The 12,686-nt window shown below is 63.8% G+C and carries 11 protein-coding genes and 1 other RNA gene; 5 read left to right on the plus strand and 7 right to left on the minus strand.

Annotation, left to right across the window (positions count from 1 at the left end):
* Nucleotides 1–199: 199 nt before the first annotated feature.
* Nucleotides 200–1,564, plus strand: a complete 1,365-nt coding sequence (locus QVN30_RS02495) for a PFL family protein (protein WP_204539421.1) — start codon at nt 200–202, stop codon at nt 1,562–1,564.
* Between the two features lie 286 nt (nt 1,565–1,850).
* Nucleotides 1,851–2,738, plus strand: a complete 888-nt coding sequence (locus tag QVN30_RS02500; RefSeq protein ID WP_204563660.1) for a class I SAM-dependent methyltransferase — start codon at nt 1,851–1,853, stop codon at nt 2,736–2,738.
* A gap of 57 nt (nt 2,739–2,795) precedes the next feature.
* On the opposite strand, the gene QVN30_RS02505 is transcribed toward QVN30_RS02500, so the two are convergent.
* Nucleotides 2,796–3,500, minus strand: a complete 705-nt coding sequence (locus QVN30_RS02505; RefSeq protein WP_289835318.1) for a hypothetical protein — start codon at nt 3,498–3,500, stop codon at nt 2,796–2,798.
* A 275-nt stretch (nt 3,501–3,775) separates the two neighbouring features.
* On the opposite strand from QVN30_RS02505, the gene QVN30_RS02510 reads away from it, so the two are divergent.
* Nucleotides 3,776–4,075: a YhbY family RNA-binding protein gene (locus QVN30_RS02510; protein WP_066829950.1), complete on the plus strand. Its 300-nt coding sequence runs from the start codon at nt 3,776–3,778 to the stop codon at nt 4,073–4,075.
* Nucleotides 4,076–4,204: 129 nt separating this feature from the next.
* Here the strand turns inward: QVN30_RS02510 and QVN30_RS02515 are convergent, their stop codons facing one another.
* The 6 genes from QVN30_RS02515 to QVN30_RS02540 form a co-directional block, all read right to left on the minus strand.
* Nucleotides 4,205–7,216, minus strand: a complete 3,012-nt coding sequence (locus QVN30_RS02515; protein ID WP_289835320.1) for an AfsR/SARP family transcriptional regulator — start codon at nt 7,214–7,216, stop codon at nt 4,205–4,207.
* Between the two features lie 234 nt (nt 7,217–7,450).
* A complete protein-coding gene (gene nagB / locus QVN30_RS02520) occupies nt 7,451–8,191 on the minus strand; it encodes a glucosamine-6-phosphate deaminase (RefSeq protein WP_066829960.1) in 741 nt (246 codons plus the stop codon).
* 69 nt (nt 8,192–8,260) lie between these two features.
* A complete protein-coding gene (locus QVN30_RS02525) occupies nt 8,261–8,758 on the minus strand; it encodes a PTS sugar transporter subunit IIA (RefSeq protein WP_066829963.1) in 498 nt (165 codons plus the stop codon).
* Between the two features lie 209 nt (nt 8,759–8,967).
* Nucleotides 8,968–9,363, minus strand: a complete 396-nt coding sequence (gene rpsI / locus QVN30_RS02530) for a 30S ribosomal protein S9 (RefSeq protein ID WP_066829966.1) — start codon at nt 9,361–9,363, stop codon at nt 8,968–8,970.
* 2 nt (nt 9,364–9,365) lie between these two features.
* Nucleotides 9,366–9,809 carry a 50S ribosomal protein L13 gene (gene rplM, locus QVN30_RS02535; RefSeq protein WP_066829974.1) on the minus strand — a complete coding sequence of 148 codons (444 nt, stop codon included), beginning with the start codon at nt 9,807–9,809 and terminating at the stop codon, nt 9,366–9,368.
* 225 nt (nt 9,810–10,034) lie between these two features.
* Nucleotides 10,035–10,904, minus strand: a complete 870-nt coding sequence (locus QVN30_RS02540) for a patatin-like phospholipase family protein (protein ID WP_289835322.1) — start codon at nt 10,902–10,904, stop codon at nt 10,035–10,037.
* 225 nt (nt 10,905–11,129) lie between these two features.
* Between QVN30_RS02540 and ssrA the strand changes: the two genes are divergently transcribed.
* Nucleotides 11,130–11,498, plus strand: a transfer-messenger RNA (tmRNA) gene (ssrA, locus tag QVN30_RS02545).
* A 459-nt stretch (nt 11,499–11,957) separates the two neighbouring features.
* Nucleotides 11,958–12,410, plus strand: coding sequence for a hypothetical protein (locus QVN30_RS02550; RefSeq protein ID WP_066829980.1), 453 nt, complete (start codon nt 11,958–11,960; stop codon nt 12,408–12,410).
* Nucleotides 12,411–12,686: the final 276 nt, after the last annotated feature.

The raw sequence follows: 12,686 nt of genomic DNA on the forward strand, positions 1-12,686 counted from the left end.
CGCGCCGAATGCCGCTTTTTTATGCAGTTTCTGGATGGGAATATACATTCTGCACCTGAAGGACTCGCCTATCGGGTTTTCCCCGCTGAAACCGACGGCCGTCCACCCGCGAAAACGCGTCCCGAAAGTGCGCACAGCGCGCAGGGACGCTCCACGCTAGAATAGAGAGCACGAACCACCGACCGGACAAGGAGCGCCCATGGCCATCACGCCTGCAGAAATCGCCGAAACACACGGCATGGTCTCCGAACAGCATCTTGATATCCGCACCATCACCATGGGCATCTCGCTCATGGGGTGCGCCGACGAGAGCCTCGACCGCATGTGCACCAAGGTCTACGACCGCATCACGCGCACGGCGGAGCACCTCGTCCCCACCGCCGAGACACTTGAGCGCGAGTACGGCATCCCCATCGTCAACAAGCGCGTTTCCGTGACGCCGGTGGCTCAGATCGCCGCCGCCTGCCCCGACAAGGACCTCATCCCGCTCGCCCACGCGCTCGACCGCGCCGCCGAGACGCTCGGCATCGACTACCTCGGCGGATACTCCGCGCTGGTGCAGAAGGGCATCGGCGACGCCGACCGCCGTCTGATCGAGTGCATCCCCGAGGCGCTTGCCCAGACGAGCCGCGTGTGCTCCAGCGTCAACGTCGCGAGCTTGCGCGCCGGCATCAACATGGACGCCGTGCTCATGGTGGCCCAGACCGTGCTCGATTCCGCGCGCCTCACCGCGGACCGCGACTCCGTGGGCGCATCCAAGTTCGTCGTGTTCGCCAACATGGTCGAGGACTCCCCGTTCATGGCGGGCGCCACACATGGATCGGGCGAGGCCGACGCCGTCATCAACGTGGGCGTCTCCGGCCCCGGCGTCATGGCGGCCGCCCTCGAGGAGCTGCCCGAGAGCGCTTCCATGATGGACGTCGCCGAGAAGATCAAGCAGACCGCGTTCAAGATCACGCGCGCCGGCGAGCTCATGAGCCGAGAGGCGGCGCGTCGTCTGGGCGTGGAGAAGGGCATCGTCGACCTGTCGCTCGCCCCGACGCCCGCCATCGGCGACTCCGTGGCGCGCATCCTGGAGATCATTGGCGTGGGCACCTGCGGCGGCCCCGGCACCACCGCGGCGCTCGCCCTGCTCAACGACTGCGTCAAGAAGGGCGGCGTCATGGCGAGCTCCAGCGTGGGCGGCCTGTCCGGCGCGTTCATCCCCGTGTCCGAGGACGCCGGCATGATCGCCGCCGTCGAGGCGGGCGCGCTGTCGCTCGAGAAGCTCGAGGCCATGACCTGCGTGTGCTCCGTGGGCCTCGACATGATCGCTATCCCCGGCGACACGAACGTTGAGACCATCGCGGGCATCATCGCCGACGAGATGGCCATCGGCGTCATCAACAACAAGACGACGGCGGTGCGCATCATCCCCGCCATCGGCAAGGGCGTGGGCGACGCCGTGGAGTACGGCGGCCTGTTCGGGCGCGCCCCCATTATGCCGGTGAACGCACACGCCGGCACCGTGTTCGCCCATCGCGGCGGCCGCTTCCCCGCGCCGCTCAACTCGCTGAAGAACTAAGGCTCCCGATGCTGTCCGCGGCGGATGCAGGCCATAAGGCCCGGCGCTTCGGGCAGTCCTGCGCAAGACGGAGAGCCCACTGGGCTCTCCTTTGCGTGCGGAACTCGCGGCGGGCCTTATGGCCTGCATCCGCCGCTACCGAGTGGAAAACCATGCAGCCACGTGCGGCGCGGGGAAGCGGTCGCCGCGCTGTGCGCGATGGCGGCGTGTGCCAAGGTTCTTGAGCTTGGGTGAATATGGTGCGCGGCGCTTGGGCACCGCGCGTTTTTTGTAAAGGGGGCGGGAAATGCGGAGCTTGTTGCTGGAGACGGATTGGAACGAGGAGTGGATGAGGCGGCAGGAGCTGCGTCGGACTCCCGACGACCCGGCGCAATGGGATGCCCGCGCCCGGCACTTCCGTCCTCGGGAGACGCATCCGTATGCCCAAGATTTCCTCGCGCTCGCAGACATCCGCCCGCAGGAGTCCGTGCTCGACATGGGGTGCGGCGCCGGATCGCTCGCCATCCCGCTAGCGCAGGCGGGGCACAACGTCGTTGCCGCCGATTTCTCCTCACGGATGCTCGAGACGCTGCAGGAGGGCATCCGCTACTACGGGGGCCTGGACGGTCGCATCGATACGCTGCAGCTTGCCTGGGATGACGATTGGCAGGCCGCGGGGATCGCTCCCCAATCCGTCGACGTCGCCATCGCCAGCCGCTCCATCGCGACCCGTGACCTCAAGGCCGCGCTCACCAAGCTCACCGTCGCGGCGCGTCGGCGCTGCTGCATCACGTTGATCGCAGGCGCCAGCCCGCATCTCGACGAGCACATCATGCGCGCCATCGGCGCATCGGTCACCCGGGGCACCGACTACATCTACGCCTTCAATATCCTCGTCGGCATGGGGCTCAGGCCCGAAGTGAGCTACATCGACTCACCTCGGCGCGACACGTTCGATTCGCTCGAGGACGGTGTCGCCGACTTCGCGCGCATGCTTGAAGACGGCAACGAGCATCGTGTCGACGAGCTCCGCTCCTATCTCGCCCAGCACATGGTCGACAACCCCCATGCCGGGGAACCGGGCGCAAAGGGCAGGCCTCAGGGCCGCTACATGCTCGATCACGAGCGCATCACGCGGTGGGCTTTCATTGCCTGGAGCACCGGCGAACCGGAGCCTCCCGAGCTGCACCCATGAGGGTATCACCCGGCCGGAATGCTCGGAATCGGTCCGCAAACATGCGGCTTGAATCGATCAGCGGTTTTCCAGATCGAGCTCGAACGCCTTGCCGTCCGTGCAGGTGATTTTGAGCTGAGAGCCGTCGAGCGCCACATCCGACGCGGTGCCCGACTCCTCGGCGATCTGCACGGGCACCGAGCCGTCGGCATCGACATAGGCGCAAACCGTATAGGAGCCATCCAGGTTGGCCACAGCGTAGATCGTTCCGTTGTACACGGCCAGGCCAACAGGGGTGCCCGAGGTATCGAACAGCGAAACGAACGCGTCGGGGGCATCGGTCGAGCTGCGCACCACGCGCATGACGCCGTCGTCAAACGAGCGCACCGCATACACCGTGCGGCCGTATGCGACCGAAGCCGAGCCCAGGTCGTCCGCATCGATCGTAACCGCCTGATTCTCAGACGCAGGCTGCGTCGACTCCACGGCATCGCGTGCGTCGGGTGCGAGCAGCGCGCCCATGATGGCCCGTATGAGCACGAATGCGAGGACAAGGGCCAGCGCCGCACCGATGCCGACGGCGGCGAAGGTGAGCGCACGAGGGCTGCGGCCCTGCGCACGCGCGCCCGCGGCACGAGGTCGCCGCGTCCCGGCAGCGGCGGCCCGCAGCGCGTCCTCCTCGCCCGGCCTGACGTGCGCCGCACGCTTGGCCGCCTCGGCGGCGTTGATCGGCGCATGGACACCGGTCGGACGGCGGCGGGCAGGGCGCGGAGAATCAGCCATGATATGCTCCTCGATCGTTGGGTCCGCGCCTCGACAGTACGGCGCTCGGACAATTCGGTACAGTATACCGACAACGCGCCGGTCCTTCCCCTATCGGGCTGCAACGGCGCGCCACTCAGGCGCATTCCCCGTGAAAACGCGACAAAAATGGGCTGAGAGCTGGCATTTGTCGCAGGAGTGCTATATCGTGTACCAGCGCGCATCGGCGCATGATATCCGCGTGGTGCCCCTCACCACGTTCATTCGATAGGTTCTGTAGAAAGAGAGCACCGCTCATGGCACTTACCGGCAAGCAGGTCCGCCAGCTCCGCAGCCTGGCCCACCACCTCAATCCCGAGATCTACATCGGTCGCGGCGACATCAACGAAGGCCTCATCGAGCAGACCGAGGAGAGCCTCGAGGCGCACGAGCTCATCAAGTGCGCCGTCCAGGACGGCTCCGGCCTCACGGCACGCGAGGCTGCCTCCATCCTCGCCGGGGAAACGGGCTCCGACGTGGTCCAGATCATCGGACACCGCTTCTCGCTGTATCGCGCAAGCTCCCGCAAGGACATCGACAAGATCGAGCTCGCATAACACCTTCCGCCAGGATGGGTCATAGGGGGACGGGTTCATTGCAACCCATGGCGGCGCGCCGCCATGGGTTGCAATGAACCCGTCCCCCTATGACTCGTTTCCCCAGGGAAGCACTGATTAAGTGCCTTCCTAAATCATCGCGACGCGCTGCTGGCGATTGATAATGCGCTCGTACATCTCGCGCGTCTCCTCCTCAGGGAAATCCTGCAGCTCATGTTGCAGGAAGTGCAGATGCCCGTTGTAGAGCTCCACGATTTCGCGCCGCCGCCCGCACCGATCGTACACGGTCATGGCGCGGCGGATCACATCCTCGCGCGTCGGGGCCTGCTTGAGCGCAGCCTCGACCAGCCAGGAGGCGCACGAGTTGTTCTCGATCTGCAGCGCCTTGTCGATGCCGGCCACCATGCAATCGATGAACTTCGTGAGGAACACGCGGCGCATCTCGACGAAATACGTGGGATCGCCGCAGTCGGGCACATAGAGCGGACCTCGGTAGAGTTGCTCGATCTTCAGGCACGTCTCGATCACCTGCTGCGCAGAAGAGGCCTCGCTGCCGACGAGCACCGCGCGGGCCAGCGCATCAAACTGCCGCACATCGGAGTAGACGAACTCCGCGTTGAACGCCACGCCATCGCCTTGGGTGAGCACGTACTGAGGGCCGCCCGCCTGCTGCTTCACGGCCGCCCGCAGCGAGGACAGCGTCACATAGAGGCTCTCCCGGCCGTGCGAGTAGTCCGCGTCCGGCCACAGCTCGTCGATAATCGTGCGGCGGCTGACGAACGACCCCATCGCAAGCACCAGATGCGCGGCGAGAGCACCGGATTTCTTGCGGCGCCAGAGCACGTCGGTGAGCGTATGGCCGTTGCGCTCCGCATGGAATCCCCCGAACAGGTTGATGACGACCTCACCGGTCTCGGGAATCCGCCCGCCATCGATCACTTCGAACGCCGCCTCGCTCGGCACGCTGCGCGCCGTCGCGGACCGCGCGGATTGGGAGACCTCCCGCGGAAGCAGATGGCGCAGCGACTCGGCACGGCTCCCCATCAGCGCCATCGCATGACGGGCCGTGGGCCAGAAGCGCTCGTGGCGCATCTCGTCCTTGTGGCGGGAATACCACGCCGAAAGCTCCGAATCGAACTGGGCAGCCGACAGGTGCAGCGCCACGGCCCACGCCTCGGTGGTGTCGCACTCGTCTTGAGACAGATCGATGACCTCGGCCTCCTCGCGAATCTTGATGCGCGACGTGTGGCGCAAATACGACGTGCGCTCCAGCATCGTGCCCCAGGAGCGCAAGAACACTTGGCCCGCGTCGGCGAGCTTCAGCACCTGCTGTCCACGGAAATGCGCGTTGATCGCCTGACCGACCGCCAACGACTGCCATCCCTCGGCAGCAAGGCAGAACAGCTGCGTCATCAGATCGGATTCGCGCACCGCCATCGTCCCCGCCTCCGCGAAGCAGCGCTCGTCGACCAGCGGCTCGCCATCGTAGAGGCGCGCGATGTTGGCGGCCAGCCGGATGCGCACGGCGACGGGAACGAGGTGCCGAGCCGTCAGGACCTTGATGCCCTGCTCCAGGCGCTCGAGCTCATGCGGCTCGACGCCCCGACCGTGCAGGGCGGCATCCATGCAACGGTCCGCCTGCAGGAAGAGCAGCGGGATGTTGACCTCGTTGTCGCATTTCGCTGCGCGCATCAGGCGCTCCGCGCGATCCCATGCAGGCGCCCCGGCGCCTCCGATCAATTCACGGTAGATCTCCGCATGCTCCTTCAGCAGCAATGCGTCCCCTGTAGGCTCGTGCGTATCCGCCCCGCCCAGATCCGGCAATGCGGTCCCGCTCACGCTCCCCCAGGCATCCGCCAGCATGACGGCGCTCCCCCATGTCTGCGCGTCCACATCCTGCACGATGCGCTCCGGACGTTTGCGCAGCTCGGCCGCCGCATTGCGCGCCATGCGGTAGTCGCCGAGCGTCAACGCCGACGCATAGGCGCCGAGCAGCGCCCCCGTCGTCATGTCGCGCCCGATCAGACGCTCCGGCGTCGACAGTACGCGCTGCACGAACTGCGCGTGCCCCGCCAGGGCGAACTGGACGGGAAACTGCCCGACGAGCGACAGCGTGCCCTTCTCGTCAAGCACGAGCTCCGCCAGCGCCACGGCCGCATCGACCCTGCCCGTCTTCATGAGCATCCGGGCGGCACGCGAGGCGAAGGTCGGACGCCGCTCGGCGATCTCGCGCCGCAGGTCATCGTACTCGGAGGTTCCCTTCCCCAGGCACGAGAACGTGCGCCGCGAGCCGTCCAGGCCGAACATCGGGTAGTCGCGCGCCAGGCGCTCCATGGTCTCGCGATGGATCTTCACCCCGCACCGCTCGAAGTCCCCCACCGTGCCGCCGCCGAGCAGCAGCATCATGCAGGCGGGGCGGTATAGCGCGTCGCGCTCGCGACGCAGCTCCTTCAGGACCTTACGGTACAGCGCACAGATCGCCTGCTCGAGCAGCGCGCCGCCGTAGGAGCGATCCGTTGAGAACTGCAGCATCGTGACGAGAGACGGGATGCCCCCGGTCAGCTCGTAGACGTCGAGCGACCGCGAAATCGAATAGAGCCGAGCCCACTCGGAGTATTCGCGCGGCTGCACCGTAAGGTCCCGAGAGGAGATGAGGCATGCACCAGGGAGCGCCTCAGGCAAGCCGCGGTTTCCAGGTGTGCACACCAGCAGCAGCTCGTATCCCTGACGCATCAGCTCATTGAGGCGGTCGATGACGGCGTCCTCACCGTGCCGATCGACTTTGGGCATGTCGTCGATGGCGACAAGGGGCCTGAGCGTCGACGGGGTGCGCAAGGCGAGCTCGCCCAGGCGCTCCACAAGGCGCTCGGTATCAAGGCGCCCCGCATCGATTAGATGCGTCTCCCGCCGTACCGCATCGTTTTGCGCATGGGAGACGCACTGCAGCAGAACCGCGGTCCTGCCGAATCCCGGCGGCGCGCACAGGATCGCCGCCCCCGACTCCCCCAGCTTCATCATGATCTGATCGACCAGACGCCGCCGCTTGATGATGAGCCCCGAGCAGGCGGCATGCGCCTCGCGCTCGCATGTGCCGTCGTCGATTACCTGCTCGTTGATCCGCTCTTCCTGTTCGTGTGCCATGGTATCCTCCCTACATGATTCAAATGACGATGTGCTTATCTTCTTTTGCTCATCTTCATTCATATCTTGTTTTGTTGTAGATATACCATAGCACTCTGTTCCCATAGTGCAATATATTTTATTGATTTCTTTCGGATAGATTTCAGAATTCCGAAAGATGTGGTGCCGGTAACAAAAAGCGCCCCGAACCGCTGTGGTTCGGGGCGCTGTGCAATCGCTGGGCGAAACGCTGCGTTAGGCGAGCTCACCGCACTTGGAGAGGGCCTCCTCGTCGGCAACGAGGACCGTGTTGGTGTGAAGCTGCAGGATGGATGCCGGGCAGCTCGGGGTGATCGGGCCGAAGCACATATCGTGCACGGCCTGGGCCTTCTTCTCGCCATTGGCGGCAACGAGGATCATCTTGGCGTTCATGATGGTCTGCACGCCCATGGAGAACGCCTGGCGCGGAACCTCGTCGATGCTGTCGAACAGACGGCTGTTCGCCTCGATGGTCGACTCGGTCAGGTCGACCAGATGCGTGCCCCTGGAGAAGTGGTCGTCGGGCTCGTTGAAGCCGATGTGGCCGTTGTTGCCGATGCCGAGCAGCTGGAGATCGGGATACCCGGCAGCAGCCACGGCCGCGTCGTACGCAGCGCAGGCGGCCTCGTAGTCCTCGGCCATGCCATCGGGCACGAAGGTCTTCGACTTATCGATGTTCACGTGATCGAACAGGTTGGTGTCCATGAAGTAGCGGTAGCTCTGCGGATGGTCTCCGGCGAGGCCGCGATACTCGTCCAGGTTGTAGGAGGACACCTGGGAGAAGTCGAGATCGCCCTTCTTGTACCACTCGACCAGCTGCTGGTAGGCGCCGATCGGGGTGGAGCCGGTCGCAAGGCCCAGCACGCAATTCGGCTTGAGGATGATCTGCGCAGAGATGATATTCGCCACTTTGCGGCTCATATCGTTATAGTCGTGCGCGCGTACGATGGTAATCATGCAGGGCCCTTTCTCTCGATCCCCTATTGCTCGATCCCCCGCCATCCGGAAGACCGACTGAACACAACCCTACCGCTCCCGTGCGGTGATCAACGTGTCGAGCTCCTTGACGGTATCACCCACGTTGCCCCGGATGCTCGAGAATTCGACGGAGTTGCAGATCAAGATGGGAGCGGTCACGTCGTACCCCTCGCGCTCGATCGCCTCGCGGTCGAACTCGATCAGGACGTCGCCCTTCCTGACGGACTGCCCCACCTGAGCCTTGACGTTGAAGTACTTTCCATCGAGTTTGACGGTGTCCAACCCAACATGGATCAGCACGTCGAGCCCCTCATCGGTGTGCAGGGCGAGCGCATGACCCGTGGGGAAAATGGCTTCGATTTTTGAATCGGACGGAGCGACGACCTTGTTTCCGGTCGGCTCGATAGCAACGCCTTGGCCCAAAAGGCCAGCTGCAAACGTTTGATCATTAACCTCGGATAATGGGATTACCTTACCCGCTAGAGGCGAAAGGAGCACATTATTCCGCTTTCGCAAGCCAAATGACTTGAGAAACTCGCTGAACATGATCCCCCTGTTCAACACAATCCAGAGAGCTACTGAGTTATTAACATAATCCTACCGCAAAGGGCAATCCCCGCACAGAGCATTTTGTCCATTTCGGAATCGCATGAAGGCATACGGCGCCCCGTACCTGCACTGCGCTGACGGCGGACATAAAAACAGGGCTCGCCGAAAACGGCAAGCCCTGTCCTGTGGATGCAAATCCAAAAAGCTTAGCGCTTGGAGAACTGCGGAGCGCGACGGGCCTTCTTGAGACCGTACTTCTTGCGCTCGACGACGCGCGCATCGCGGGTAAGGAAACCGGCGCGCTTGAGGTCGGCACGATAGTCGCCAGCCTTCAGCAGAGCGCGGGCGATGCCCAGGCGCAGAGCACCGGACTGACCGGTGATGCCGCCGCCGTCGCACAGGGCGATGACGTCGAAGCTACCGGCGGTGTCGGTGACCTTGAAGGGAGCGAGAGCGTTCTCGACCAGCTGCTTGCGGCCGAAATACTCAGCAGCGTCACGCTTGTTGATGGTCACCTTGCCGGTGCCAGGAACGATGCGGACGCGGGCAACGGCGTTCTTGCGACGGCCGGTGCCGTAGTAAACAACGGTGTTCTCAGCCATCTTTAGCCCTCCAGCTCAATCTTCGTGGGGTTCTGTGCAGCATGCGGATGCTCGGGGCCGGCGTAGACCTTGAGCTTCTTCAGCTGCTCACGGCCGAGAGTGGTCTTGGGCAGCATGCCGCGGACGGCGCGCTCGATGACCTGCTCGGGGTGCTTCTCCATAGCCTGGCGGAAGCTCTCAGCCTTGAGGCCGCCATTGTAGCCGCTGTGACGGTAGTAGACCTTCTGGTTGGCCTTGTTGCCGGTAAGCTGGACCTTATCGGCGTTGATGACAACCACGAAGTCACCGCAGTCAGAGTTCGGGGTGAACTGAGGCTTGTTCTTGCCGCGCAGGATCATGGCGATCTGAGTGGCAAGACGGCCCAGGACAGCACCCTCGGCATCGACGAGGACCCAGTTGCGAGCAACCTCGCCCTGCTTGAAGTAGTGAGTCGACTTCTGAATCACTTGACTCCTCCATGTACAGTACGTGTCTTAACAGAGATTCACGGGGCTCTGCAAATGACTGAAGAATTATAGCGCGCCCGGATGCGGGGTCAATGCGCGTTTTGCCGTCGCGCAGAGTTTCTGCACATGTTCATCGCATGGTTCGATCAGGTTCGGCAGAGCCATGTGGCGCCCAAGCCGCTCCCCCGGGCGTTCGCGAGCGGTCCAGCTTGCGAGCGCGCCGGTTCACTTGAGGAACGACACGATCTCGTCAAGGCGGCGCGCCGCCTCCTGTCTGCCCTGGATATACAGGTCGAGCAGCTTGGCGGTGTCGTGCTCGATGTGCCCCACCTCGACCGGACGGGGCGGGGTGAGGACGAGCGCGCGCCCTTCCTTCTCGTAGGCCCAGATATGCTCGCGCTGCTCGTTATAGCGCTCGTGTCTGCTCTCGATGGCGTCGAGCAGATACGGATACTCCCCATAGCGCGCACGGGCGGCCGCCATCATCTCATACGGCCCCTTTTTGTATGCGCGATGCTGCGTGAGCACAACCACCGCGCGATCGTAGCCCGCGTCCTCGAGAACGTGCTCGATGGGCACCGAATCGGCCACACCGCCGTCGAGATACAGATGGCCGTCGATCTCGACCGGCTGCGTCATAAGCGGAAGCGACGTGGTGGCGCGCACGACGTCGATGTCGAGCACGGCGTTTTTGACCTCCAGGTACGCCGCCGTCCCGAAGACGATGTCGGTCACGACCGCCACCAGCGGCATCGGGTTCTTCAGGTAGGCCTCGTTGTCGAACGGATCGAGACGGTCCTGCACGTCGTTCAGCATGAAGTCGTAGCCGATGAAGCTGCCGCTGCGTGCGAAGGACTTGGCACCCATGTAGCGTTCGTCATTGCAGAATGCCAGGTTGACGCGGTTGGGACGACCGATCTGGCGGGATTTGTAGCTCAATCCGTTCAGGACGCCCGCGCTCACGCCATAGCAGGCATCGGGCTGGACGTTGTGCTCCATCAGCACGTCGAGGACGCCCGCCGTGAACTGCCCGCGAAAGCTACCGCCTTCGAGGATGATCGCCGTCTTGCCCGCGTTTGCCGCCCGCTGATCCATTCCGCGCGCCCCTTTTCCATATATATCGCCGTTCGTTTCCCCTCTTCTACCCACAAACCGGGTGCCCAACGCGTATCCGACGAACCCGCCCGCGCATCCGCCCCGCACGCGTGCTCCATGCATAAGAATCCCGATGCGTGGTAGAATACGTAGTCCACGAGCTTGTGCGGCCGTGCGTTATTTGAAAAGGTCGAGCGGCTCTTGCCGCCCACGACCTCCCGTTGAGGGGGCGACTGGTTTCGACACGATAGCTCTGAGAGAGGAAGCAGGCCGTGGTCTCCTCGCCACGTTAAACAGGGGTACCGTCAAAATGAATTGACAAGAATTCTTCTTACGAGCCCCAGCTGGCTCTTGCTGCTTAATTAATTAGCGGCACGTCGCGCTCGGGAGGTTCCCCGGCCCGGGCCCGATGTCATTTGAGGGGAACGCTCCCGCGCACGTAATCGGTATGGCGCGGGCTAAGATCGAACCGGTTAGGACGCCGCGAGCGTGTCGCTGCGCGCAACGCGTCCGAATCTAAACCAGCGACTGAGCCTGGAGATGCCGATCAGGGGGCTTTCGTGGACCGGAGTTCGATTCTCCGCGCCTCCACCACGCATTCTGCGCCCTGTGCCCGCTGTGGGCACAGGGCGCTTTTCTTTCTTCGCGCCAACCTCTGCCAGACCGCCGTGGCTGCGGTGGCCCCTGCGGCCCCGGCGAACCGGGCCAGGGAGGCGGGGCAGTTCAGACGAACCCGTCCCCGAACAACCCGCGCCTTCGAGCACCGCATCGGCGGCACAAGGCAGCTAAAGATGCATATTTGCCGCCTGAACACTGAACAATTTCGGTCAACGAACATGTTTATTCGGCGAACGGTCACTGTGGGAATACTGTTCGCGGCAGCCCAAACACCATCGATTACCTGCGCTTTTCATTGCAGACGGCAATTCTTGGGGCACTTAACCGCTTCTTCACACACGTGAAGAATGGCTCACAAATCTTGAAACACGCTTGCCGCACACGCTATCGTCCCACTCGCATCTTGTCTAACCCTCACCTAGGAGGTTTACACGCATGAACGCACAGAACGCACAGCTCGCCGGTGCCCTGGTCGGCCTCGGCGCTACCATTACCCAGGCCATGGACGAAATCGAGGACTTCGTCCCCTGCGGCCACCCCGCCACCGTCGTCATCGACGGGCTTTCCTCCCTGAACGACCGCCTGACCGATGACCAGCGCAACGACCAGGTGACCACCGTGACCGGCCTCATCGACCACGTGAGCGAGAAGCGCGGCGTGCCTGCCCACCCCGTGATCGACGTGACGGAGCTCGGCAGCATCAAGACCCAGCTTCTGGGCGAGCTGCACGACATCGCCTGCACCGTCAAGCCCAAGACCAACACGCACCAGGGCGTCAACGCCTGGATCTACCGCTCTCTTGCCGCCATCGAGAGCACCGGCAACCTCGAGGCCGCCGCGCGCATGGCCGAGGTCCGCTCCATCAAGGCCGCCGTCGAGACGCTCTAGGGCGGTTCCCTACCTCCACGGCACAAAGGCAGCTTGCGTCAGAAGCGGCAGCGTCACCCCGACGCTGCCGCTTCTTGCTATGGCACCTTGTAGTGCATATCGGGGACGTACCTGTTGCGTGCATGCATGCACGCAACAGGTACGTCCCCGATATGCACGCGCGCATGTTTACCCATGCCGCCCACGCGGCATGCGAGCACCCTTCCCCGCTCCGCTCAGCACGCGGCTCGCCCCGATCAGGCTGTTCCTATACAGGGGAAGCAGCGCCTCGCGCAG

This window comes from Collinsella ihumii, assembly GCF_030385545.1.
Lineage (GTDB): Bacteria > Actinomycetota > Coriobacteriia > Coriobacteriales > Coriobacteriaceae > Collinsella > Collinsella ihumii.